We start from the raw sequence: 24,881 nt of genomic DNA on the forward strand, positions 1-24,881 counted from the left end.
GCACAAAGATATGAAAAAAACAGAAATAAACACAGGTTTTTAAAGAAAAACAATGGTGAGGTTTATTTGAGAATTCCATATAATACGTGTATCATATTAATATATATTTTCATCAGGAGGAAACCTAATGATTATAGGCATTGTTGCAGAATACAATCCGTTCCATAACGGTCATAAACTTCAGATAGATTATGCAAAAAATGTTTTGAAGGCAGATGCTGTTGTTGTTGCCATGTCTGGCAGCTTTACTCAGCGCGGAGAAATTGCCTGCTTCGATAAATACACAAGAGCACACGCAGCCCTTATTTCTGGTGCTGATATCGTGTTTGAAATCCCTACTATCTTCTCTACCGCATCTGCAAGAGAATTCGCTGCAGCCAGCGTTCAACTTCTAGCAAATACAGGTATTGTAGATACAATTTTATTCGGAGCAGAATCAGATGATATAAATCTATTTAAAGAAGCTGCCAATAAACTTGTAGAATTTGAAAAATCCGGTGAATTAGACAATGAAATAAGCGCATCTATAGCCTTAGGAGACAGCTACGCTACAGCCCGTTCAAAAGCCTTAGAAAAGCATATACCATCAGAACTAATATCTAACCCTAACAACATCCTGGGATTAGAATATTGCCGTTATATAGCCGAGAATAAACTTCCACTTAATATAGCTATAATCAAAAGACAGGGAAATGGATATAATGAATTAGCTCTCACAGGAGAAATTAGCTCCGCTTCAGCCATAAGAGCTCATTTAAAAGAAACAGAACTTGTTGTAGCTGTTCCTGAGGAGACCAAAGCAATCTATGAAAAATTTAAACCTGTATGCAGTGATGATATTTCATCAATCCTGCACTATAAATTGATTACAGAAAAAGAATATGAAAAATATCTTGATTGCTCTTTTGATCTCGCTGACAGAATAAAAAACAATTTAAAGGATTATATTTCATTTAGTCAATTCTGCGATTTATTAAAAACCAAAAATATTGCTTACTCTCGAATCAGCAGAGTATTATGCCATATTTTGTTAAATATAACTCAAGATGATTTTGAAGAAGCAAAAGCTTCCGGATATATTAATTATTTAAGAATGCTAGGTTTCAGCAAAAAGGGAGCAGAATATCTTGGAGCTGTCAAAGAAAATGGAATCTCCCCACTCCTTACAAGTCCTACCGACGAGATTGATAGTCACGATATTTTCGCAGCTGATATTTATAGAACAATTTTAACTGAAAAAACAGGAATGACCTTTCCCAATGAATTTAATAGAAAGTTTGATTTAGTAAACATATAACAAAAAAGCACTCAGAAAACTGAGTGCTTTACTTTCGCAGTTCCTAGCGGAATCGAACCGCTGTTTTCGCCGTGAGAGGGCGACGTCTTAACCGCTTGACCAAGGAACCATATTGTCTGTCGCAAGGCTTGTTGCCTCAGCGACAAGACATATAATACTATGTAGATTGACTTATGTCAACACTTTTTTTAATTTATTTTTTAGTCTGCGTATCCATTAGGATTGTTCTTCTGCCATCTCCATGAATCAGCACACATTTCCTTGATACCATACTCTGCTGTCCATCCAAGCTCTTCTTTTGCCTTTGTAGCATCTGAATAGCATGTAGCAATATCGCCTGCACGGCGTGGCTTAATAGAATAAGGAATCTTAATGTCGTTGGCAGCCTCAAAGTTCTTAACAATATCAAGAACTGAGTAACCTACACCTGTACCAAGATTATAAATCTTAAGACCAGCATTCTCCTCAATCTTCTTAAGAGCCTTAACATGTCCCTTAGCAAGGTCAACAACGTGAATGTAATCACGTACGCCTGTACCATCTGGAGTATCATAATCATTTCCAAATACGCCAAGCTCAGGAAGCTTTCCTACAGCCACCTGTGTAATGTAAGGCATAAGGTTGTTTGGAATACCGTTTGGATTCTCTCCCATTGTTCCTGATGGATGCGCTCCAATTGGATTGAAGTAACGAAGAAGAACTACATTCCATTCCGGATCAGCCTTCTGCATATCAGAAAGAATCTGCTCAAGCATAGACTTTGTCCATCCGTATGGGTTTGTACACTGTCCCTTAGGACAGTTCTCTGTGATAGGTATCTCAGCTGGATCTCCATAAACTGTAGCAGATGATGAGAAAATAATGTTCTTGCAGCCATGCTGTCTCATAACATCAACAAGAGTAAGTGTACCAGCAATATTATTCTCATAATATTCCCAAGGCTTAACAACTGACTCGCCTACAGCCTTAAGACCTGCGAAATGAATACATGAATCGAGCTGTTCTTTTTCAAACACCTCGTTTAATCTATCTCTATCTAAGATATCTCCCTTGTAAAACTTAACTGGCTTTCCAGTAATAGCCTCAACTCTTTCCAAAGACTTCTCTGACGCATTTGAAAGATTATCATAAACTACAACGTCATAACCCGCCTGCTGGAGCTCAACGCATGTGTGGCTACCAATGAAGCCTGCTCCACCTGTAACTAAAATTGCCATAATATATATCCTCCTTCAGTTAAACTAATTATGTTAACCATGTTCAAGAATAACAGAAACAATGAAATAAAAAAAGAGTCATTTTTATATATATAAGCGCATATTCAATGGCTTTTGTTGTGATAATAGACAAAAATCATAAAGTGTCTTTATGAAAACATAACAAAAAAGAGTCCTGGAATAAATCCAAGACTCTTATCATCCCAAAATATTAAGCTGCAACCTTTTCCTTTGCAACCTCTACGAGCTTTGCAAAACCTTCTGCATCGTTAACAGCGAGCTCAGCGAGCATCTTTCTGTTCATCTCAACACCAGCGAGCTTAAGACCGTACATGAACTTAGAATATGAAAGTCCATTGATACGAGCTGCAGCATTGATACGAGCGATCCAAAGCTGTCTGAACTGTCTCTTCTTCTGCTTTCTTCCTGCATATGAAGATGTAAGGGCACGCATAACTGACTGCTTTGCAACACGATACTGCTTGCTTCTAGCGCCTCTGTAACCCTTTGCTAACTTTAATGTTCTATTATGTCTTTTCTTAGCGTTTAATCCGCCTTTAACTCTTGCCATTTTAAATTCCTCCTAACCAAATAAATAACTGTTCCAAATCAATTTTAGAGATATGGAAGTACTTTCTTCATGTTCTTTACGTTTGTAGCATCTACAATTGTAGCGTGACGAAGATTTCTCTTGTTCTTTGTTGTCTTCTTGGTTAAGATGTGACGCTTGTAAGCCTTATTTCTCTTAAGCTTTCCTGTTCCTGTTACCTTAAAGCGCTTTGCAGCTGCTCTTCTTGTCTTCATCTTTGGCATGATAATTTTCCTCCTGTATTACGATTTCTTTTCTGTAAGCACCAGGCTCATAGAACGGCCTTCAATCTTTGGTGCCTTTTCCACTACTGCAACATCAGCAAGTGCCTCAGCAAAATCATCAAGTATATGCTTGCTTGACTGCATGTGAGCCATCTCACGGCCACGGAAACGAAGTGTTACCTTAACCTTATCACCCTTAGAGATGAATTTCTTTGCTGCATTTACCTTAGTGTTCATATCATTAGCATCGATGTTTGGAGACATACGAATCTCTTTAACCTCAACAACGTGCTGCTTCTTCTTAGCTTCCTTTTCCTTACGTGCCTGCTCGTAGCGGTACTTACCGTAATCTACAATCTTGCACACTGGTGGATTTGCTTTTGGTGAAATCTTAACGAGATCTAAGCCCTCGTCATCTGCAAGCTTCTGAGCTTCCTTTGCTGACATAATGCCAAGCTGTTCCCCATCGGAGCTGATTACACGAACTTCTTTGTCGCGAATCTGCTCATTAATCATTAAATCGCTAATGGTACTACCTCCAATAAATAAAAAAAATAGTGGATACAGAATATCCACCATAAATCATCACAAACAAGGTTTGTGTGAAGTATAAACCCGAGTCACTTATGTGCTAAGGTGAGAGTGGATACTCTACTTTGTTTTCACAACATAGGTAATTTAACATAGAATTCCGCTGACGTCAACAGTTTCTTTGATATTAAAGAAAATATTTATAAATTACTTCTGCTACACCAGCATTATTATTATCATTTTCAGTTACATAATCAGCAACAGCCTTAAGCTCCTCTCTTCCATTCGTCATGGCTACACCAACACCTGCAACTTCTACCATACTGATGTCATTACGTTCATCACCAACAGCAACTACATCAGATATTGATATATTAAGGCGAGCGGCAAGTTTTTTAACTCCATCGCCTTTTCCAGAGCCCTTCTTTACATATTCAAGAAACGCATAATGCGAAAAGAAGCTCTCAAATCTGTCATCATAAACCTCTGCATGATCATCTTTAAAGGCCTGAAGTGCTTCTGGATGATCATAATCAATAGCAATAAGCTTTGTGATATTTTTTCCTTTAAGCTCGTCTATATTAGATAAATATACAAGCTGTTCACCTGAAAGTTTCTTGTAGCTTTCAATGAACCAGTTATCATTAAAGGTATAAATATGAGAAGCATCAAAGGTAACTACAGTAAAACCACATCTTAAGACTTCTGAAATGACCTCAATTGCATCTTTGTCATCCATGCAGTCACTGAAAAGAGTTTCATCGCTAATCATTTTAGTACCGATAATGCCCTGATGGCCTAAAATATAAACATCATCTCTTTTGAATTCATCATATATAGATAAAATTTCTTTTAAAGCATGATTTGGTCTACCAGTATTAAATGCAAAAGCATGTCCTGCATCTAATAGTTTTGTGATTGCCTCTAAATTTTCCTTAGAAATAGTCTTATCATCATTAAAAAGTGTACCGTCCATATCAACGGCTAATAATTTCTTATTCATCAAAAACCTCATTAGCCAGAATAGGAACAAAAGTCCTCTTTTTAAAGAAATCTATCTCTGGCTCATTATTCCTTTTTGCTTCCTTACAGAAGGTATCCTGCGCTCCCACGGGCTTTTTACCTCTCGGAGGTTTTATTCTAACATAGGTTCCATCTCCTGTCATCTCATAAGCTTTAAGAGTATCACCTAGTTGAACATCAAGAATATGTTTAACCTGAGATTTTAATATTTCATCTTCAACTGGAAACATAATCTCAACACGGCGGTCAAGATTTCTAGGCATCCAGTCGGCACTACCCATATAAATATCTTCAAGACCATTATTATAGAAATAGAAGATACGGGCATGTTCCAGATAGGTACCAACAATTGAAGAAACATGTATATTTTCGCTTACGCCGGGTATAGCTGTTCTAAGACAACATATTCCACGAATAATAAGATGAATCTTCACACCAGCATTGCTTGCTTCATAAAGCTTTTCAATAATTTCCTTATCACAAAGCGAATTCATCTTAGCAAGAATAATGGCTTCTCTGCCATTTTTTGCATTATCTATTTCTCTTTCAATAAGGCGGACAAATGTATTTCTTAGCCATAAAGGTGCTAAGACCAACTTATTCCAGCTGGCTGGCTCAGAATAACCTGAAAGCATATTAAATACAGCCGTAGCATCTTCTCCGTAAGACTCACGACATGTAAGCATACCGCAGTCTGTATAAAGCTTAGCAGTAGAATCATTATAGTTACCAGTTCCAAGATGTACATATCTTCTGATACCATCTTCTTCACGGCGAACAACAAGAGCTATCTTACAGTGAGTCTTAAGACCTACAAGACCATAAATAACATGACAGCCGGCCTTTTCAAGCTTTTTAGCCCAAATAATATTATTTTCCTCATCAAATCTCGCCTTAAGCTCTACAAGTACTGTTACCTGTTTACCATTTTCAGCTGCGTGAGCAAGACTTGCTATAATTGGAGAATTACCACTTACTCTGTAAAGTGTTTGTTTAATAGCAAGAACCTGCGGATCAAAAGCAGCCTGAGCAATAAAATCAACAACAGGGTCAAAGGTTTGATATGGATGATGCAAAAGGATATCTCCTTTTTTTATTTCATCAAATATCTTATCTCCTGGTCTTAGTCTAGGATTATCCTGAGGTTTGAAGGCCGGAAGTCTCAAATCACTGTGTCCTTCTATACCATATAACTTCATCAAAAAAGTGAGATCTATAGGTCCTTTAATCTTATATATATCAATCTCGTTAACACCAAGATTCTTTTTTAATATTGCAAGAAGCTTTTTATTTATAGAAGCCTCCACCTCAAGACGGATAACTTCTCCCCACTGACGAGATTTTATTTGCTTTTCAATTTCAATAAGCAAATCCTCAGCTCCCTCTTCATCAATGGAAAAATCAGCATTTCTCATAATACGGTATGGCGATGCTGCAACCACATTATAATTAAGAAACAGCTTTCCCATATTGCGCTCAATAATCTGTTCCAACAGAATAAAGCAATCATTCACTTTATCATCTGAAGGAAGTCGTACAATTCGAGGTAAAACTGAAGGCACCTGAACTGTGGCAAACTCTACATCATCACTTTCTGCTCCTGCTCCAACTGAATCCTTTTTCTTTTCAATTAGAGCTGCAATATTAAGGGACTTATTTCTAATAAGAGGAAATGGACGGGAAGCATCAAAGGCCATTGGAGTAAGTACTGGATACACCTGACTCATAAAGAAAGAATCAATAAACTTCAATTGTTCCTGATTCAAATCCTCATATTTTTCATAGATAATAATCCCTTTTTCCTTAAGAATAGGAGTAAGGGATTTATTGAAAGTAAGATATTGAAAATCTACAAGCTCACGAGTCTTCTCATTAATGGCAATAAGCTGCTGTGTAGGAGTCATTCCGGCAATGTCAGGTTTCGTGTAGCCAGCATGCTCCATATCCTTAAGTGATGCAACTCTGACCATAAAGAACTCATCCAAATTAGAGGATGTAATGCTGACAAATTTAAGGCGCTCTAAAATAGGCAACTCTTTGTTGGTCGCCTCATTTAAAACACGTCTTTCAAATTTCAGCCAGCTTAATTCTCGATTATCATAATATTTTGCATCAGAAATGTTTACCTTTGCCATGAGTCCTCCTAAAACTACTTATTCTCTTTAAGTACAGGTTTTATAGAGAAAATTTCCTGAAAGAAATCTGCATTCTTTTTAAACAAGCCCTTTTCTAAGGCAAGGGAGCTATTAGCTTCAATTGATATAACCAGCTCCTTATCTTTTACACGCATTGATACATTTTTAATCTTCTGCTTATGAGAACGATCAAGGGCATTTGCCACCTTAAGAATAGCAAGCAGCTTTAATATTAATAAGTATTCCTCAGTAGAAAATCTATCTGAAAGATTCTCATAAGGTTCCACAGGTTTTCTGTTAAAAGCAACCGTTGTAGCTATAATCTCCCTTTCCTTATGGCTAAGTCCAAGGATTTCAGATGACATTATGATTGTATAGGAACAATCAGACGCATCAGCAAGAGAAATATATTTACCACAGTCATGCAATATAGCAATAGCCTGCATGAGAACTCTTTGACGTTTGCCCAATCCATGATATTTTTTCATAGCGTCAAAAATTTCTCCTGACAGCTTGTATAAAGCTTTCAGATGAGGCTGATAGCTATCATATCTTTTTGCAATGGACCATGCAGCCGTAATAATGTCATTGTCAAAGTCGTGTGTAGCCACAAGCCATTTTTTGTTATAGCAAAAATGGTATGCCATTCCATCACATACAGAAACACCTGGTGCTACGACATTTTTAGGCATAAGTGTTTCAGCCAGAGTTTTGACAATATAATCTTCTACCTTTGTAAGCTGATTCGTAAATCCGATAGCATTTTCTATAGCGCAACTTATCTGGCTACCAAGAAGAATCATGTATTTAGGTTGAATATCTCTGAGGAACATGGTTTTGAAGACTTCCAGTTCCTTATAAATCATCTCATAAATCTGATCTAAGGATGAGACTACTATTCCTATCTTCTTAATGTTTTCGCTAAGGGAAACTGTACCCATGGAAAGATGTTGGGTAGTGATAATTTTTCCTTTTGAAAATAAAGTAATCTGAAGAGAAACTCCACCGATATCCACAAGAACTGCCGAATCACTAATCAGTTCTTCAAAATCATCAGTGGCAGCAACCGCTTGGTAACCCAAAAATCTCTGCTCGGAATTAGAAATTACTTTGACTGAAAATCCGGTTTGGACTTTTATTTGTTCAAGAACAATAAGAGAATTTTCCGCCTGTCTGATATTAGGGCCAGCAACTACAGAAAAAGCATCTACCTTATAGCCATCAATAGCTCTTCGCATATCATTTAAAACTTTACAAAGTTTTTCTGTGGTTTCAGGCAAAATACGACTATAGTTTAGCACGTCCCTAATAATATCAGACTGCGCCTTAATAGTATCTATGGTCTTAACCTTTTTCTGCTGCTTACCTATCTCAAAAATCTTCATTGTAGTCTCATAGGACCCAATGTAAATACTTGCAAAAAGCTTCATAAAAAACCCCTTAAATATATTAGTAATTTCCCAAAACCCTGAGACTTACACACTCCTCCTTGAGACCAGTTAAAGCATTTCTAACCGCCTCATCATTAAGATTGCCATCAATATCTATAAAGAATCTATACTGCCAATTAACCCCCTTAATTGGACGAGATTCTATTCTATTCATATTTATTCCATTAAACATAAGATTCGAAAGAATCCTGTAAAGACTTCCTGGTGTATGAGAAATCTCAAGACATAAACTAATCTTGTCTGCATTCTTTCGATATTTTTTATCTTTTGAGACAATGACAAAACGTGTCTCGTTATTTTTATCATCCTGAATAGCTTCCTCTAAAATATCTAAATCATAAAGGAAAGCATTATATGTACTTCCAATAGCAGCCTGAGTGATATCTCCATCATCTTTAATTTTTTGTGCACTCATGGCAGTGTTTCTAAGGTTTTTAACATCCCAATCTATATGCTTGGTGCGAATATATTCGTCACACTGAGCAATGGCCTTTGGGTGAGAATAAACTGTTTTAATATCAGAAATCTTTGCCCCCTTAACTCCAAGGAGCGCATGGTCAACCTTTAATATCTGCTCTCCGATTATGGCAACATTGTATTCGGATAGTAAATCGAAATTCTCTTCTATTGAGCCAGCCAGGCTATTCTCAATAGGAAGCACTGCATAATCTGCTTCACCACTGCTTATAGCATCCATAGCATCACGCCATAAATCCACATGAAAACTGCTTTTCATCTCATCATCAAAGAATGCAAGCATAGCAAGCTGGGAATAGGCACCCTGAACACCCTGAAAGCAAACTGTTGCTTCTGAAAAATCAAAATCATCTACCTGTTGAAATCCACTATCGAAGTTAATTCCATTAGCTCTAAGAATAGAAAACTGTTTCTTTCGACTTATAGACATTATCTGAGTATATAATTCTTTTACCGCCTGCTGACTAAAGCCATCCTCAACATAGGAAGAAAGCTTTTCCAGCTTTTCATCCTCTCTGACTTTGTCGTATACTTTTTTCCCGGTAGCTATTTTGTACTCTGCTACCTGACAGGCTAATTCCATTCTGTGTGTAAATAAATTAAGAATTTCTTTATCTACCTGATCAATCTCTACTCTGATGTCATTTAAGTCTCTCATGTTGCTCCTTCGTTTGTGCTAGGTTAATATCAGTCATCAAGTGGTAAAATAGGTGGATCAAATTTTGATACAGCGTTACCACGAACTGGACAATGATAAATCTCTCCAGAAAAATAATCAGCAAAATAAACATACTTGCTAGTAATATTAATATTGTTGAATTGGCCTTCCGCTATTAGCTCTTCTGCACCACTGGCCATATCTACTCTATATAATCCATCAGGATTTCCCTTCATACTTTGATAGTACAAATATAATCCATCAATGTTATAGCTTTGAGCTGGATAAGACGTAAGCACAGTCTTATCTGTACTTCCAAGAGCAGCTTTACAAATTCTATGTTTGCTATCTAAATCAATAAAATAAAGATTACTCTTCTCAATTATCGGCATCCACAGATTAAAGGCTGATGCGTATGCAATATCTTTAGAATAAATATTCATACTATGCAGATTATGATCATTTTCAACTCCAGAAAAATAGAGTTTCTCACCTACAACGCATCTAGGATCAATAGCAAGCTTACTAAGCTGCTGCCCTTCAGTTCCATCAATTTTAACAGTATTAAGATTCGTGGTTAATAATTCGTCATCAAATCGTAAATAAATAATATTATTACCTGCCAATGCACAGGCGTTGCAATCAGCTTCATCCAGAATCATTACCTTCTTATTGCGCTTAGTTAATCGGCAAAGGCTGTTTACATTAACATTTAAAAAGCCAAATTGGGAATTATCCCTGTTTTGCTGACGACTATAATAAACATAATGTGAATCCGCATTAAGGAAATAAACACTATCATTAGCTACTATCTCAATATCAGACTCATCCGGATTCATCTTATAGATACGATTGTAGTCTGTAGGGTTTGCAAAATATACAACACCATCTGTCTCGCAAAACAAACCATTACCATATAGATTTCCAATGGTGTTACCATTAGTACCTGCATCATTAAAGTAGGTAATAGAATTAATGTACTTGTAATAAGCAGCACCTGCAATAATCCCAAGTGCAACTATAGCAATAATGATTCGTCTAACTATCTTCATTCTACTGCCCTCCCAGGCCAAAAGCCTAATCAATACGCATTAAGTAAAATCAAAAATAGAAAGCTGATTTGACTGAGGCAAATCCTTGATAACTCCAAGTTCTACCATCTTATCGATAATAGTCTGTGAAACCTTACCTCTGTCTTTTATATCATCCAAAGAAAGAAACTTTCCCTGAGAAGCTGCAATCTGCAACTGCTCAGCAGCCTTATCACCCATTCCTGGAAGTGAATTAAATGGTGGAAGTATCTTTCCATCTACTATTTTAAAGTATCTTGAGTCAGATTGGTATAGGTCCATAGGTAAAAAATCAAAACCACGGGCATACATTTCCTGAACAAGACGAAGTGCAATTAATACATCTTTATCTGTAGCAGATAAATCAGACTGAGCCTTTAGGGCCTTAATTTCCGCTTCACATCTTGCCTTACCCTGACAACATTTCTCATAATCAAAACCACCGGCTCTGATTGAGAAGAAGGCTGCATAATAAGCAAGTGGATAATTAATCTTACAATATGCTACTCTCCAAGCCATCATAACGTAAGCGGCAGCATGAGCCTTAGGGAACATATACTTAATCTTCTCACAGGATTCAATATACCAGTCTGGAACACCATGCTCCTGCATATGCTCCTTATATGTAGGCCACTCGTCACATTTACCTTTAGCAACAATACCCTTACGAACTCGCTCCATGATTGTAAATGACTCAGCAGGATCAAGACCCTTATGAATCAAATAAACCATAATATCATCTCGAGTACAGATAGCTTCTGTGATGGTTGCTGTTCCGCTAAGAATCAGATCCTGAGCATTTCCCAGCCATACATCGGTACCATGAGCAAGACCGGCGATACGAACCAAGTCTGTGAAATATTGAGGTTTAGCCTCAACAAGCATCTGCATGGCAAAATCAGTACCGAACTCTGGAATACCTAGTGTACCAAGTGGAGTTCCCATAATGTCCTCAGGTGTAATCCCAAGAGCTTTAGTGCTTTGGAACAGTGACATTACATCCTTATCATCAAAAGGAATTGTTGTAGCGTCAATTCCAGTTAAGTCCTCCAATCGCTTAATCATGGTAGGATCAAGGTGTCCTAAAATATCAAGCTTAAGAAGATTGGCATCGATTTTATGGTAATCAAAGTGAGTTGTAACAATGTCAGTATCCTTGTTAGCAGGATGCTGAACAGGTGTAAAGGAATATATATCCTCACCATTCGGAAGAACTACTACACCACCCGGATGCTGACCTGTAGTGGACTTAACACCTTCAACACCCTTAGCAATTCGCTCATTTTCTGCACGACGTTTTCTAATATCTCGCTTATCAAAATACTTAAGAACATATCCAACGGCGTTCTTATCGGCAAGTGTAGAAACAGTACCAGCCTTGAAGGTTTGCCCTTCGCCGAAGATAACCTCTGTATATTTATGAGCCTTTGACTGATATTCATTTGAGAAGTTCAAATCGATATCAGGCTCCTTATCACCCTTAAAACCAAGGAAGGTTTCGAAAGGAATATCAAAACCATCCTTTGCCAAAGGCTTGCCACACTTCGGGCAAATCTTATCTGGCATATCTACGCCTGAAAGTCCCTGATTAACAATTTCCTGTACTTCTGGACCATCAAAATCTACGTAGAAACAGTTTGGACATCTGTAATGAGGTGGTAGTGGATTAACCTCAGTGATTCCTGCCATTGTAGCTGCAAAAGAAGAACCTACGGAACCACGGGAACCTACCAAATAACCATCCTCGTTTGATTTCCATACAAGCTTTTGAGCAATAATGTACATAACGGAATATCCATTACCAATGATTGAATTAAGCTCACGCTCAAGACGAGCTGATACTATCTCTGGAAGCTCAGGACCATATACTTCATGGGCTCTTGTCTCACAAATACGACGTAAATCCTCTTCAGAATGCTCAATAACAGGTGGACATTTATCTGGACGAACCGGATGAATGTACTCACACATATCCGCAATCATATTCGTATTTTCGATAACTACCTCATGTGCCTTGGCAAGACCAAGGTATGAGAATTCATCAAGCATCTCATCTGTAGAATGAAGATAAAGTGGCGCCTGCTGATCCGCATCATCAAAGCCCTTGTTAGCCATAATGATACGTCGATATACCTCGTCCTGTGGATCTAGGAAATGAACATCACAAGTAGCAACAACAGGCTTATTAAACTCCTCGCCCAAATCAACAATTTGCTTGTTTATATTCTGTAAATCAGTTACAGAATTAATATCCTCGTACTTATCAGAACGAATCATGAAGTCATTATTTCCAACAGGTTGAATCTCAAGATAATCATAATAGTTAGCAATTCTGGCTATCTCTGAATCATCTCTGCCATCTACAATAGCTCCATATAATTCACCAGCCTCGCAGGCAGAACCGATAATCAAACCTTCTCGACATTCTGTAAGTAAAGTCTTTGGTACTCTTGGATAACGGCTATAATAATATAAATGAGACTCTGAAACGAGTCTGTAAAGATTAATACGGCCCAAGTCATTCTTTGCTAAGACAATACAATGATGAGCTTTCATCTTTTTGATTTGCTCAGCAGTAGGTTTTGCTTTTTCATTCAGCTCAGCAAGAGTATGTATATTTTCATTTTCAAGTTTAACAATAAACTTTTCAAAAATCTTTGCAGTAACCTCTGCATCAGCTACCGCTCTATGATGATGCTCATTTACTACCTTTTCCAATTTACAAACAGCATCAAGATTGAATTTAGCATTATTAGGATGTAAATATCGAGCGATTTCTACAGTGTCTACATGAGTGTAATCATACGCAAGCCCTAACTGTTTACAATTATATCTAATAAAACCTGTATCAAAGCCTGCATTATGAGCAACTAAAACGCTACCCTTACAGAAATCCATGAACTTAGGCAAAATAACATCTATTGTAGGAGCATCTAGTACCATTTCATCTGTAATAGATGTGAGTTCTGTAATTCTATAAGGTATTGGCACCTTAGGATTAATAAATTCAGAGAAATGATCTACAATTTGACCATCCTTAAACTTTACTGCACCTATTTCTATAATCTTACAGGTTCGAGGATTAAAACCAGTCGTCTCAATATCAAATACTACAAACTCATCATGAAGAGACTGTCCCTTGTCATTTGTAACAGGACGCTTGGTATCATCTACAAGGTAAATCTCACAGCCATAAATAACCTTGAAATCTCCAAGACCTTTCATGTGATCTGCGTCACAGAAAGCCTGCACTACACCATGGTCGGTAATAGCAAGGGCTTTGTGTCCCCAGTCTTTGGCACGTGAAATAATGTCAGTGATTTCAGAGACACCATCGAACTCAGACATCTTTGTATGGCAGTGAAGCTCTACACGTTTCTCCACTGCTGTATCCTGACGTACAACTCTAAAATCTTTTATCTTTTGGATACAAGTGATTCTACCAACGGTAAGCTCCTTAGAGAAGGTATCCTCATCTAACTTACCCTGAACCTTATAAAAGCCACCAACTTTAAGCTTAGACTCAAGCTCTCTACCCTGATCAGCATCACTAAACCAGAATTTTATTGAGATAGAATCTGTAAAGTCGGTCATAGTACCTGTACCAAAATAACCACCCTTTTTAGTCTCTCTAAATTCAAGGGCGTTAAGCTGACCTTTTATTACAATAGAACCAAGAAGTTCTCCATTAATATCTTCCATCGTAGTGGCATCTTCAGCAATCTCTGAACCCATAATGATATCTGGGTCATCTGATTTTGTAAGAGGACGCACGAATTTCTTCTCTGGTTCTTGATTTTCAGAATTATTATCTTTTTCTTTGTTCTTATTATTCGTTTTATCTTCTGTTTTTTCCTCTGCTGGCTGTTCTTCAGATTCTTCTACAGCGGCAGTCTTAGCACTAATTGAAGCAATCCTCTGCTCTATTTCACGTTCAGCATTTTCAAGATATTTGCTTTTTACAGGTTCCTTATATTCGAAGAAAATCTTACCATCCATATGACAACGATTGCACAAAATATTATGGAGCAAATCAAATAATTCATGCTCCTTTTCTCTGCCAATGACTGTGTCCTCGATGGTAACCTTAACATTTCCGTCTTCTGTAATATCTAAGTCTGCTTTTTTATATATGTTAAAAAGAAGAGCGCTTCTTGCTTCCAGCTCTTCTAAAATACTGTCATTATAAGATGAAATTAAATTCTTTGGAGTGTACTGACTTGATAAATCAAAGTCCTCCAAAATTCGAATGGAAACACCGTTGTTTGCAAAGAATTGTTTCTTAATAGACTTTTCTAATTTCCAAATACGGCGCTTAGGAATAAGTGTATTGAAAGTAACGTATATACGAATATCGTCTTTTGAACGACCCGTACTGACCTTAGTGATTGTTGCATCACTAAGGGCAGTAGACAAATCGTTATCTGCATTCATATTTGGGAATACTTCATAAAATCCCATTTGATCCATAACATATCTCCGAACTTAAGCCTAACGAGGCCAATTAATCAACTCTTCACGTAACGCATTAAGGAGCTCTCCCTCAGGCATTTTGCGAACCACTTCGCCATGCTTGATAAGAAGTCCTTCTCCGATACCACCAGCTACACCAAGGTCTGCTTCCTTTGCTTCTCCTGGTCCGTTAACTACACAACCCATAACCGCAACTTTAATGTTGAGATCTGAGAACTCTTCTACCATTGTCTCAACCTTATTTGCAAGTCCAATCAAATCAATCTGTGTACGACCGCATGTAGGGCAAGATACAACCTCGATACCACCCTGTCTAAGACCAAGTGTACGAAGAATAAGCTTAGCAGTCTTTATTTCTTCTACAGGTGCACCTGTAAGTGAAACTCGAATTGTATCACCGATACCCTGCGATAGAATCATTGCAAGTCCTGCGGCGCTCTTAATGTTACCAGCTCTAAGTGTACCCGCCTCAGTAATTCCTACATGAAGTGGATGATTAGTCTTGTCTGCAATAAGCTCATGCGCCTTAACGCACATCATAACATTAGAAGACTTAATACTGATAACAAGATTATCATATCCTAAATCTTCGATAATCTTTACCTTATCAAGAGCTGACTCTACAAGTCCTTCTGCTGTAACACCACCATATTTTTCAACAAGCTCCTTTTCAAGGGAACCTGAATTAACGCCTACACGAATAGGAATATTCTTTGCTTTTGCAGCATCAACTACAGCCTTAATACGATCAGTACTTCCAATATTACCTGGATTAATACGAATCTTGTCAGCACCATTTTCAATAGCAGCAATTGCAAGTCTGTAATCAAAATGAATGTCTGCAACAAGAGGGATACTAATCTGTTTTTTAATCTCTCCTATAGCTTTAGCTGCATCCATGTCTGGACATGCAACACGGATAATATCGCATCCAGCTTTTTCAAGCTCATGAATCTGTGCTACTGTAGCAGCCACATCCTGAGTCTTTGTATTACACATAGACTGGATGAGAATTGGATTACCTCCACCGATTACTTTATTTCCAATATGTACAACTTTTGTATCCATACAAAAATCTCCTATTACATAAGTTTTAAAATATCATTGTACATGACAACAATCATCAAAAGCATCAATAATGCAAAACCAACCAGGTTAATTCCATTTTCAATCTCTGGCTTCATCTTCTTTCCGCGAATAGCCTCAAATAAGATGAGCACAATACGACCACCGTCAAGAGCTGGGAATGGAAGCAAATTCATTACACCAAGGTTCGCAGAAAGTAATATAGCTATTGAAAGTAAGTTAACAAATACATAGAACATTCCACTAGTCACTGACTGATCATAAACGTCAGAAATAGTAGTAACCACTCCAACAGGTCCTGAAACCTGATTAACAGAAAGCTCTCCTGTAAACAACATCTTCAAACTACTAATCGTAACGTAGATTTGATATTTCATCTCGTAAGCTGCATACTGTAATACTCCAACAGGTGATACCTTAACGTATTCATTTGCTTTCTGAATACCTATAAGCTTACGACCTGCTTCTTCATCATACTTTGGTACAAGAGTGGTGGAATATCTTTGATTATCACGTTCATAAACAACATCAATAGAATCAGCATTAGCATGAAGAAAAGTATAAATACTAATCTCGCTATAAAAGTGAACATTATATCCACCTAAGCTGATAATCTTGTCTCCTGCTTCTATGCCTGCTTCTGCAGCAGCATATCCAGGCATTACATCTGTAATAGTTGTGTCATTAACACCAACAGATGCAATGTAAATAACCGAAAGCATATACGCTAAAATAAAGTTAAACAGTGGGCCTCCAAAAACAATCTGGAATCTCTCCCATTTACCTTTTTTACTAAAGGCTCTGTCGCTATCGCTTTCTTCATCTTCACCTTCCATTACACAGCTACCGCCGAAGGGAAGTGCTTTCAAACAATACTTAGTCTCACCCTTTCCCCAACTAAAAAGTGTTGGTCCAAGACCAAGAGTAAATTCGTTAACCTTTACACCACATTTCTTTGCAAATAAGAAATGTCCTAACTCGTGAAAAATAATTATGAAACTAAAAATCAGTATTGCAAGTATTATCTTAAGAATAACTACCACCTGCTCTCTATGTAATCGTAAGTCATCTGTTCTGTCTCAAGAACCTGCTCAATAGTAGGATTCTGAATAAAGTCTACATTAATCATAGCCTCAGAAACAATCTCTGGAATCTCCAAGAACTTAATCTTATTCTTTAAGAACTTGGCAACTGCTCTTTCATTGGCTGCATTGAAAACTGTAGGCACATTGCCACCAGCATCCATAGCGTCATAAGCAAGAGCAAGACCATAGAAGGTTTCCATATCAGGTCTCTCAAAAGTAAGAGTACCAACTTTAAATAAATCTAATGGCTCTGAATACAAAGTCTTACGATTTGGATAGAATAATGCATAAAGAATTGGAAGACGCATATCAGGTGTACCCATCTGCCCAATAACTGCACCATCCATAAATTCTACTGCTGAGTGAAGAATACTTTGAGGATGAACCACTACTTCTACCTGATTAAGGTTAACACCAAAAAGCCATTTAGCTTCCATAACCTCAAGACCTTTATTAATCATGGTAGCAGAATCAATTGTGATTTTTGCTCCCATTGACCAGTTAGGATGCTTAAGGGCATCTTCTAAGGTAACGTTTTCTAAGTCATCAAGTGTACGACCTCTAAATGGTCCACCTGAGGCTGTAAGAAGAATCTTAGAAATCTTATTATGTCTCTCACCATTAAGCGACTGGAAAATAGCACTATGCTCACTATCCACTGGGAGAATAGAAACACCTTTTTCCTTTGCCAGCGGCATAATAATATGACCAGCTGTAACAAGTGTTTCTTTGTTTGCAAGAGCGATATCCTTGCCTGCATTGATAGCTGCGATTGTTGGCTGAACACCAACCATACCTACAACTGCAGTAACAACTGTATCAGCCTCTTCTGCAGTAGCAACTGCAATAAGACCTTCCATACCATAATGAATATCTATTGTAATATCAGAAAGTCTAGTCTTTAAATCCTTTGCCAACTCTTCTGTTCCAACAGAAACAAGCGTAGGCTCATATTTTCTAATCTGACTTTCAAAAAGATCCAGATTACTACCACAGGACATAGCCACAACATTTAAATCATCAGGATTCTGAGAAACGATGTCTAATGTCTGTGTACCAATTGAACCTGTAGAACCAAGAATTGATATATTCTTTGCCATGTGTGTCTACCTCTATAAAATGTAATATGCTAAGAAAAATATAATTGGTGCAGTAATAATAACACTGTCAAAACGATCTAAAACTCCACCGTGACCTGGAATAAGCTTTCCATAATCTTTTATATCAAAATTACGCTTAATAGCCGATGCAGCAAGATCACCCACCATAGATATGAGTGCGCCAATTCCTGCAAAAACAACAAGAGGAATAATTGGGAAATCCTCTAATCTGAAAATATTATCAATAATAAAACAGTAAAGCGCTGTAAAGAGCATAGATCCTACCACTCCACCTACTGCTCCTTCAATGGACTTCTTTGGTGAAAGAAGTGGTGACATCTTGTGCTTTCCAAAGAGTACGCCTACACAGTATGCTGATGTATCGCATCCCCATGAGCAAAGGAAAATAAGCCATACTATAAACTGACCATTAGGAAGCATTCTTGTCTGATAAAGGAATGAAAGCATCACTCCAACATAAAAAAGACCAAAGAAGGCTGCCATAATCTGATGTGTATGGTATTTAGGATACGCAAATACGAACACTCCTAATAAACAAATAAGAAATACAAGCATGATTGCCATATTATCTGGTGAAAAATTAAGTTTCAAATTCAAATAATATGCAACACAAGCCGCATATCCTAAAAAGCCAAGGGGCTTCTTTTCAATATCAAATATACGATACAGCTCGAACATTCCAATAAGAGATAATGCAAGCATTACTCCAAGAAGTAAATCTCCACCGGTACAAATAAATAGCAAAGCTAAAATTACAAGTACTATTCCACTAATAAGTCGTGTGATAAACATTTAAAATCCTCTCTAAATTCCGCCAAAACGACGATTTCTTTTGTCATATTCTTCTATAGCTTTCTTTAACTCATCAGGAGTAAACTCTGGCCATGCCACAGGTGTAAAATAAAACTCCGCATAAGCAAGCTGCCATAGAAGATAGTTTGATAAACGTTGCTCTCCTGATGTACGAATCATAAAATCTGGATCAGGAATATCTTTTGTATCTAAATAACTTCCAAAAAGCGATTCATCAATGCTTTCAACATCTATTTTACCATCTTTTACGTCAGACGCCACCTTTCTGATAGCTCTTGTCATCTCATCTCTACTACCGTAATTTATAGCAATTGTAAGTGTAAGTCCTGTGAACTGTGATGAATACTCTGTAAGCTCATCAATGGCTTTGCGAAGCTTTTCATCAAGTCTTGTTAAATCTCCAATAAAGCGAACACGAAGGTTATCCTTCTTTGCTGTTCTCATGCAAGTCTTAATATATTCTCCGAGAAGCTTCATTAAAGCTTTTACTTCATCATCAGGTCTTGACCAGTTTTCTGTAGAGAACGCATACATTGTCACATATTTAACCCCTAAATCGTGAGCTGCTCTACATATGGTCTCAACATTTTTCGCACCTACTGTATGCCCGTAAGTACGAGGCATCCCCTTTGATTTTGCCCATCTCCCATTTCCATCAAGAATAATGGCTATATGCTCTGGTACGTTCATAGTGCCTCCATTTTTTATAAAAATAATGAAACAGGGCACAAATTGTGCCCTGTAAAAATTAATTTAATAATATCTCTTAGACAGTCATAATCTCTTTAGTCTTTGCCTCAACAGCCTTATCAACCTCAGCAATAAACTTATCTGTCATCTTCTGACACTTATCTTCAAGATCCTTGATTTCATCCTCTGAAACGCCCTCATCCTTTGAGTGCTTCTTTAAATGATCAATAGCATCTCTTCTGATATTTCTAATAGCAACCTTTGCATCCTCGCCGTGCTTCTTAACATCCTTGGCGATTTCCTTACGACGTTCCTCTGTAAGCTCAGGGAATACAAGACGAATAAGCTTGCCATCATTTGTAGGATTAATTCCGATATCAGACATGTTGATAGCCTTTTCAATCTCTTTAACAAGAGAAGCTTCCCATGGCTGAATCTGAATAAGTCTTGGCTCTGGAACTGAAATATTTGCTACCTGCTGAAGTGGAGTTGGTGCTCCATAATAATCAACAGTAATCTTATCCAGGATATGTGGGTTAGCACGACCTGCTCTGATAGTTGTGAACTCACTTTCAAGATTATTGTAGCTCTTTGTCATTTTTTCTTCGTATACAGAAAGTATATTATCCATTAGCCCTCCTTATACGGTTACAACCGTACCATTAAATTTGCCTGAAATTGCCTTTACGATAGAATCCTCCTCATTAAGTGAGAATACATACATAGGCATTTTCTGCTCCATAGCGATTATTGATGCTGTCATATCAACTACCTGAAGCTTCTGATCGATAACATCCTGAATGCTAATCTCATCATAACGCTTAGCATTAGGATTCTTAGCTGGATCGCTATCATATACGCCATCGATAGATTTTGCTAAAAGAATGCAATCAGCTTCGATCTCAACTGCTCTAAGAACAGTAGGTGTATCTGTAGAGAAATATGGATGTCCTAAACCACCTGCAAAGAATACAACCATTCCTCTCTCAAAATACTTATTTGCTCTATCCTTAGAATAAAGCTTTGATACATTTCCACACTCAAATGGAGTGAGAACCTGTGTCTTCATACCAACAGTTCTGAAAATCTCAGAGACATAAATACAGTTCATAACTGTAGCAAGCATTCCAATCTGATCAGCTTTTGTTCTGTCGATATTTTCAGAAGTACGTCCTCTCCAGAAATTTCCGCCTCCAATAACAACGCCAACCTGAACGCCATCATCAACAAGCTTCTTAACCTGACGAGCGACCATTAAGCAAGTAGCTTCATCAAATCCAAAACCCTTATCCCCAGAAAGTGCTTCTCCACTAAGCTTTAATACTACTCTTTTCATTTATTCTTTTATTTCCTTTATATATTTTGTCTCGACAAATTAGATATTAAATACGCTGTTTACATCAACATCTGCGTAGCTCTGTGAACAGAAGCCTTCGATAACAGCACCATTATTAATCTGAACTGAACGAGACTTGATGTTACCCATAACAACTGCTGATGTATCAACAACAACAGGTCCGTTAACATCAATATCACCCTTAACAGCACCAGCGATAACTGCTGATGTAGCTGTGATATTTCCAATAATTACTGAACCAACACCAATCTTAGCTGTTCCAGTAGTAACAACCTCTCCTTCAATCTTTGCAGCGTCAGCAAAGAACTCAGCTGAAGAAGAATTTCCTGTAACCTTACCTGCGATAACAAGCTTACCATTACATGTAACATCACCAACGATTTCACCCTGAACCTCGATAGAACCGATAGATTCAACGTTACCTGTAATCTTCATACCACCAGTAATAACTGCATTTTCGTCTGAAGCAACGTTCTTTGCGTCAGAACCATTTTCCATAACTCCCATTGTCTTTGATGCCTCCACCTTTGAATCATTTTTTGTGTCTGAGAAGAATGACTTCTTCTCTGCTGACTGCTCTTTTGCAGGAACAGTCTCTGTTGCCTTTGTAGCAGGCTCATCAACCTTTTTAGAAACCTGCTCAAGAAGGCCATCAAGCTTATTGAGCTCAGACTCGACATCAATATCGCCATCGAGAGTGTTAACCATGACCTCCTCAGTAGCTGCAGTGTCTTCGCCACCTGGTACTAGCTCATTAACTGCATCATTAAAGTCTTCTTTGAAATCTTTAAAGAAACCCATTTATAAATCCTCCATAACATATTCTTTATTGAACAACACTTACGTGTTGTATTATTTCTGTTTCATCTGTAATTGGTAAAATCATAGCTCCCGCATCATTAAGAGACTCGATAAGTCTAGGTAACGCTTCAACCGTTGCCTTTTTGTTTGCGCCATCATGTAGCAATACTACAGACGTCTTGTATTTTACCACATCACTCATAACATTATCAATAAGTTCATCTGCTGTAAAAGCCTGTGAAGTAGCATCTCCAGAGGCAATGTTCCAATCATAATATTTGACCCCGATAGAGTTCAAATAATTAATAAAAACAGACATACTTGTATTGCTAACTTTATTACTGCTTCCACCTGGGAATCTGTATAATTTTGTATCAACACCAGTAGTGTCTAATATTAAATCGTGAATCTTGTCATAATCTGCAATAAAAGAATCTTCAGACTGATAGATTTTAGAATAGTTATGGCTATAAGAATGCATACCAATAGTATGCCCATCCTCTACTATACGTCTGTAGGCATCACCGTAAGTATCAATATCCTGTCCTACAACGAAGAAAGTAGCCTTAACATTATAATCATCAAGAATATCTAATATAGTCTCAGTGTTTTCACTAGGACCATCATCAAAGGTAAGATACACCATAGGTATGTCACCTTCTTCTGCAATATTATCCATGTTATCTACAAGATAAACATTGTCCAAGAAGCTATCATCTACCATCTCGTCAGCATCATCAACAGTATTAGAGACAGCAATTTTAGCTGAAATGGAATCAATTTGTCTTTGAAGAGAAATAACTTCAAAAATAAGGATAGTCATTACAATTAAAGTGAGAAGCATAAAGCTGATAATTGTATAAACTATCATCTTTTTCATTCGAGCTACACGCTTACGCTTTGCGCGCTGCTTCTCGAGCCCATCATTTGCAATATCCAAGGTTATAACTCCCTCCCCTTAAAATTTCTCTTTTATTTTATCACAACCAATTTACAAGATAAAGGATAAAAAAGAAAGGGTCTACTAAATGTAGACCCTTTTAAAAAGCATATTTGTGAACTAATTAAGCGTTCATCTGAGCTGCAACCTCAGCAGCGAAGTCTTCGTTCTTCTTCTCAAGACCTTCACCAGTCTCAAAACGAACGAATCTCTTGATTGAAAGTGCAGAACCTGTAGCCTTAGAAACTTCCTCTAAGTACTTAGCAACTGTCTGCTTTCCATCCTCAGCCTTAACGTAAACCTGATCAAGAAGACAGATTTCCTTAAGCTCCTTAGATACACGACCTTCGATCATTCCGTTGATAACCTTCTCAGGCTTCTGAGACTCCTTAGGATCGTTCATGATCTGAGCAAGAAGGATTTCCTTCTCGTGAGCGATGTACTCAGCAGAAACCTCATCACGGCTAACATACTTAGGATTAAGAGCTGCAATCTGCATAGCAAGATTTGTAGCTGCCTCCTTAGCTGCATCTGACTCAGCGCCAGCCATATCTACGATAACGCCGATACGTCCACCACCGTGTGTATAAGATACTACGAATCCATCAGATGTAACCTTTTCAAATCTTCTAAGAGAAAGCTTCTCACCGATTGTAGCAACCATCTCTACGTGAACATCGTTAACTGTCTTAGATGAATCCTCAGCCCATGGCTGTGCAAGAAGCTCATCAATTGTATTAACATCAGACTTAAGAATCTGAGTAGCAACCTTCTCTACGTATGTCTGGAACTTCTCGTTCTTAGCAACGAAGTCAGTCTCTGAGTTAACCTCAAGAACAACTGCTGTATTGCCTTCTACTACTACCTTGCAGATACCCTCTGCAGCGATACGAGATGCCTTCTTCTCAGCCTTAGCTGCACCGTTCTTACGAAGAAGCTCGAAAGCCGCATCCATATCACCATCGCACTCAGCGAGTGCCTTCTTACAATCCATCATACCTGCGCCAGACTGCTCGCGAAGGTCCTTTACCATTGCTGCTGTAATAGCTGCCATATTATTATGCCTCCTCTTCTGCTGTTGCTTCCTCAGCAACCTCATTCATTTCACCCTGCTTTGCTTCGATAACAGCGTCTGCCATCTTTGCAACGATAAGCTTTACTGCACGGATAGCATCATCGTTACCAGGGATTACATAATCAAGCTCATCTGGATCACAGTTAGTGTCACAAACACCTACAAGTGGAATACCAAGTGCGTGTGCTTCCTGAACACAGATGTGCTCCTTCTTAGGATCGATAATGAAGATAGCATCAGGAATTCTGTTCATTTCCTTAATACCACCAAGAACCTTTGTAAGCTTCTCCTGCTCCTTCTTGAGCTGAGTAACTTCCTTCTTTGGAAGAAGATCGAATGTACCATCTGCCTCCATCTTCTCGATTTCCTTAAGACGAGCGATTCTTGTCTGAACTGTCTTAAAGTTTGTGAGCATACCACCGAGCCATCTCTCGTTTACATAGTACATACCGCAACGCTCTGCCTCAGATGCGATAGCGTCCTGAGCCTGCTTCTTTGTACCAACGAAAAGGATGTTACCACCCTGCTGAGCGATGTCAAAGATAACATCATAAGCATCGTCTACCATACCTACAGACTTCTGAAGGTCGATAATGTGGATACCATTACGCTCTGTGTAGATATAAGGAGCCATCTTAGGGTTCCATCTACGTGTCTGGTGTCCGAAGTGAACACCTGCCTCAAGTAACTGCTTCATTGAAATAACACTCATTTTAATACCTCCTGGTTTGTTTCTTCCGCATAATTCCACCTGACAAACACCCGGCC

The 24,881-nt window shown here is 37.9% G+C and carries 22 protein-coding genes and 1 tRNA gene; 1 reads left to right on the forward strand and 22 read right to left on the reverse strand.

Features of this window, described 5'->3' with window-relative positions:
* Nucleotides 1-127: 127 nt before the first annotated feature.
* Nucleotides 128-1,297 (forward strand): tRNA(Met) cytidine acetate ligase, encoded by a 1,170-nt coding sequence (locus tag BMZ41_RS01385; RefSeq protein ID WP_090526493.1) that lies wholly within the window; start codon nt 128-130, stop codon nt 1,295-1,297.
* A 37-nt stretch (nt 1,298-1,334) separates the two neighbouring features.
* Here BMZ41_RS01385 and BMZ41_RS01390 read toward each other — a convergent pair.
* The 22 genes from BMZ41_RS01390 to rpsB all read right to left on the reverse strand — a co-directional run bounded on the left by BMZ41_RS01390 (nt 1,335) and on the right by rpsB (nt 24,825).
* Nucleotides 1,335-1,406, reverse strand: a tRNA-Glu gene (locus tag BMZ41_RS01390).
* Nucleotides 1,407-1,497: 91 nt separating this feature from the next.
* Nucleotides 1,498-2,514, reverse strand: a complete 1,017-nt coding sequence (galE, locus tag BMZ41_RS01395) for a UDP-glucose 4-epimerase GalE (protein WP_090166321.1) — start codon at nt 2,512-2,514, stop codon at nt 1,498-1,500.
* Nucleotides 2,515-2,725: 211 nt separating this feature from the next.
* The gene (rplT, locus tag BMZ41_RS01400; protein ID WP_015549854.1) at nt 2,726-3,085 is read right to left on the reverse strand and encodes a 50S ribosomal protein L20; all 360 of its coding nucleotides are present in this window, start codon (nt 3,083-3,085) and stop codon (nt 2,726-2,728) included.
* 44 nt (nt 3,086-3,129) lie between these two features.
* Nucleotides 3,130-3,327: a 50S ribosomal protein L35 gene (gene rpmI, locus BMZ41_RS01405; protein ID WP_015549855.1), complete on the reverse strand. Its 198-nt coding sequence runs from the start codon at nt 3,325-3,327 to the stop codon at nt 3,130-3,132.
* An 18-nt stretch (nt 3,328-3,345) separates the two neighbouring features.
* On the reverse strand, nt 3,346-3,843 hold the full coding sequence (gene infC / locus BMZ41_RS01410; RefSeq protein ID WP_090166319.1) for a translation initiation factor IF-3: 498 nt from the start codon (nt 3,841-3,843) through the stop codon (nt 3,346-3,348).
* 202 nt (nt 3,844-4,045) lie between these two features.
* Nucleotides 4,046-4,861, reverse strand: coding sequence for a Cof-type HAD-IIB family hydrolase (locus BMZ41_RS01415; protein WP_177184129.1), 816 nt, complete (start codon nt 4,859-4,861; stop codon nt 4,046-4,048).
* Nucleotides 4,854-7,016 carry an RNA degradosome polyphosphate kinase gene (locus BMZ41_RS01420; protein ID WP_090526497.1) on the reverse strand — a complete coding sequence of 721 codons (2,163 nt, stop codon included), beginning with the start codon at nt 7,014-7,016 and terminating at the stop codon, nt 4,854-4,856. Before BMZ41_RS01420 ends, BMZ41_RS01415 begins: the two co-directional genes overlap by 8 nt.
* Nucleotides 7,017-7,030: 14 nt before the next feature.
* Complete coding sequence (locus BMZ41_RS01425; RefSeq protein WP_090526499.1) at nt 7,031-8,446, reverse strand: Ppx/GppA phosphatase family protein; 1,416 nt, start codon at nt 8,444-8,446, stop codon at nt 7,031-7,033.
* A gap of 19 nt (nt 8,447-8,465) precedes the next feature.
* The gene (gene pheA / locus BMZ41_RS01430; RefSeq protein ID WP_090526501.1) at nt 8,466-9,602 is read right to left on the reverse strand and encodes a prephenate dehydratase; all 1,137 of its coding nucleotides are present in this window, start codon (nt 9,600-9,602) and stop codon (nt 8,466-8,468) included.
* Nucleotides 9,603-9,631: 29 nt separating this feature from the next.
* Entirely contained in the window at nt 9,632-10,654 is a 1,023-nt protein-coding gene (locus tag BMZ41_RS01435; protein WP_090526502.1) for a DUF5050 domain-containing protein, read from the reverse strand.
* Between the two features lie 39 nt (nt 10,655-10,693).
* Nucleotides 10,694-15,142: a PolC-type DNA polymerase III gene (locus BMZ41_RS01440; protein ID WP_090526504.1), complete on the reverse strand. Its 4,449-nt coding sequence runs from the start codon at nt 15,140-15,142 to the stop codon at nt 10,694-10,696.
* A gap of 21 nt (nt 15,143-15,163) precedes the next feature.
* Nucleotides 15,164-16,213 carry a flavodoxin-dependent (E)-4-hydroxy-3-methylbut-2-enyl-diphosphate synthase gene (gene ispG / locus BMZ41_RS01445; protein ID WP_090166305.1) on the reverse strand — a complete coding sequence of 350 codons (1,050 nt, stop codon included), beginning with the start codon at nt 16,211-16,213 and terminating at the stop codon, nt 15,164-15,166.
* A 14-nt stretch (nt 16,214-16,227) separates the two neighbouring features.
* Nucleotides 16,228-17,274: an RIP metalloprotease RseP gene (gene rseP, locus BMZ41_RS01450; RefSeq protein ID WP_176754436.1), complete on the reverse strand. Its 1,047-nt coding sequence runs from the start codon at nt 17,272-17,274 to the stop codon at nt 16,228-16,230.
* Nucleotides 17,268-18,416, reverse strand: coding sequence for a 1-deoxy-D-xylulose-5-phosphate reductoisomerase (locus BMZ41_RS01455; protein WP_090166302.1), 1,149 nt, complete (start codon nt 18,414-18,416; stop codon nt 17,268-17,270). Before BMZ41_RS01455 ends, rseP begins: the two co-directional genes overlap by 7 nt.
* A 12-nt stretch (nt 18,417-18,428) precedes the next feature.
* Complete coding sequence (locus BMZ41_RS01460) at nt 18,429-19,229, reverse strand: phosphatidate cytidylyltransferase (RefSeq protein ID WP_090526506.1); 801 nt, start codon at nt 19,227-19,229, stop codon at nt 18,429-18,431.
* 12 nt (nt 19,230-19,241) lie between these two features.
* Entirely contained in the window at nt 19,242-19,940 is a 699-nt protein-coding gene (locus tag BMZ41_RS01465; RefSeq protein ID WP_090166298.1) for an undecaprenyl pyrophosphate synthase, read from the reverse strand.
* 76 nt (nt 19,941-20,016) lie between these two features.
* Complete coding sequence (frr, locus tag BMZ41_RS01470) at nt 20,017-20,571, reverse strand: ribosome recycling factor (protein ID WP_028246961.1); 555 nt, start codon at nt 20,569-20,571, stop codon at nt 20,017-20,019.
* A 9-nt stretch (nt 20,572-20,580) separates the two neighbouring features.
* Nucleotides 20,581-21,276 (reverse strand): UMP kinase, encoded by a 696-nt coding sequence (gene pyrH, locus BMZ41_RS01475; RefSeq protein ID WP_028246960.1) that lies wholly within the window; start codon nt 21,274-21,276, stop codon nt 20,581-20,583.
* A 39-nt stretch (nt 21,277-21,315) separates the two neighbouring features.
* Nucleotides 21,316-22,098: a polymer-forming cytoskeletal protein gene (locus tag BMZ41_RS01480; protein WP_090526508.1), complete on the reverse strand. Its 783-nt coding sequence runs from the start codon at nt 22,096-22,098 to the stop codon at nt 21,316-21,318.
* A 25-nt stretch (nt 22,099-22,123) separates the two neighbouring features.
* Nucleotides 22,124-23,038, reverse strand: a complete 915-nt coding sequence (locus tag BMZ41_RS01485) for a polysaccharide deacetylase family protein (protein WP_242941998.1) — start codon at nt 23,036-23,038, stop codon at nt 22,124-22,126.
* 124 nt (nt 23,039-23,162) lie between these two features.
* On the reverse strand, nt 23,163-24,092 hold the full coding sequence (tsf, locus tag BMZ41_RS01490) for a translation elongation factor Ts (RefSeq protein ID WP_090166292.1): 930 nt from the start codon (nt 24,090-24,092) through the stop codon (nt 23,163-23,165).
* A gap of 4 nt (nt 24,093-24,096) precedes the next feature.
* Entirely contained in the window at nt 24,097-24,825 is a 729-nt protein-coding gene (gene rpsB, locus BMZ41_RS01495; RefSeq protein ID WP_072914316.1) for a 30S ribosomal protein S2, read from the reverse strand.
* Between the last annotated feature and the right edge of the window lie 56 nt (nt 24,826-24,881).

It is taken from the genome of Pseudobutyrivibrio sp. UC1225 (genome assembly GCF_900115215.1).
In the GTDB taxonomy this organism is placed as follows: Bacteria; Bacillota; Clostridia; order Lachnospirales; family Lachnospiraceae; genus Pseudobutyrivibrio.

Bases quoted from the DNA above. Each gene is read 5' to 3' on its own strand.
- BMZ41_RS01415 (WP_177184129.1), bottom strand. From the start codon at position 4,861: ATGAATAAGAAATTATTAGCCGTTGATATGGACGGTACACTTTTTAAT.
- BMZ41_RS01425 (WP_090526499.1), bottom strand. From the start codon at position 8,446: ATGAAGCTTTTTGCAAGTATTTACATTGGGTCCTATGAGACTACAATG.
- BMZ41_RS01420 (WP_090526497.1), bottom strand. From the start codon at position 7,016: ATGGCAAAGGTAAACATTTCTGATGCAAAATATTATGATAATCGAGAA.
- infC (WP_090166319.1), bottom strand. From the start codon at position 3,843: ATGATTAATGAGCAGATTCGCGACAAAGAAGTTCGTGTAATCAGCTCC.
- BMZ41_RS01385 (WP_090526493.1), top strand. From the start codon at position 128: ATGATTATAGGCATTGTTGCAGAATACAATCCGTTCCATAACGGTCAT.
- BMZ41_RS01455 (WP_090166302.1), bottom strand. From the start codon at position 18,416: ATGGCAAAGAATATATCAATTCTTGGTTCTACAGGTTCAATTGGTACA.
- BMZ41_RS01480 (WP_090526508.1), bottom strand. From the start codon at position 22,098: ATGGGTTTCTTTAAAGATTTCAAAGAAGACTTTAATGATGCAGTTAAT.
- BMZ41_RS01460 (WP_090526506.1), bottom strand. From the start codon at position 19,229: ATGTTTATCACACGACTTATTAGTGGAATAGTACTTGTAATTTTAGCT.
- frr (WP_028246961.1), bottom strand. From the start codon at position 20,571: ATGGATAATATACTTTCTGTATACGAAGAAAAAATGACAAAGAGCTAC.
- BMZ41_RS01440 (WP_090526504.1), bottom strand. From the start codon at position 15,142: ATGGATCAAATGGGATTTTATGAAGTATTCCCAAATATGAATGCAGAT.
- tsf (WP_090166292.1), bottom strand. From the start codon at position 24,092: ATGGCAGCTATTACAGCAGCAATGGTAAAGGACCTTCGCGAGCAGTCT.
- ispG (WP_090166305.1), bottom strand. From the start codon at position 16,213: ATGGATACAAAAGTTGTACATATTGGAAATAAAGTAATCGGTGGAGGT.
- galE (WP_090166321.1), bottom strand. From the start codon at position 2,514: ATGGCAATTTTAGTTACAGGTGGAGCAGGCTTCATTGGTAGCCACACA.
- rplT (WP_015549854.1), bottom strand. From the start codon at position 3,085: ATGGCAAGAGTTAAAGGCGGATTAAACGCTAAGAAAAGACATAATAGA.
- BMZ41_RS01465 (WP_090166298.1), bottom strand. From the start codon at position 19,940: ATGAACGTACCAGAGCATATAGCCATTATTCTTGATGGAAATGGGAGA.
- pheA (WP_090526501.1), bottom strand. From the start codon at position 9,602: ATGAGAGACTTAAATGACATCAGAGTAGAGATTGATCAGGTAGATAAA.
- BMZ41_RS01435 (WP_090526502.1), bottom strand. From the start codon at position 10,654: ATGAAGATAGTTAGACGAATCATTATTGCTATAGTTGCACTTGGGATT.
- pyrH (WP_028246960.1), bottom strand. From the start codon at position 21,276: ATGAAAAGAGTAGTATTAAAGCTTAGTGGAGAAGCACTTTCTGGGGAT.
- rpsB (WP_072914316.1), bottom strand. From the start codon at position 24,825: ATGAGTGTTATTTCAATGAAGCAGTTACTTGAGGCAGGTGTTCACTTC.
- rpmI (WP_015549855.1), bottom strand. From the start codon at position 3,327: ATGCCAAAGATGAAGACAAGAAGAGCAGCTGCAAAGCGCTTTAAGGTA.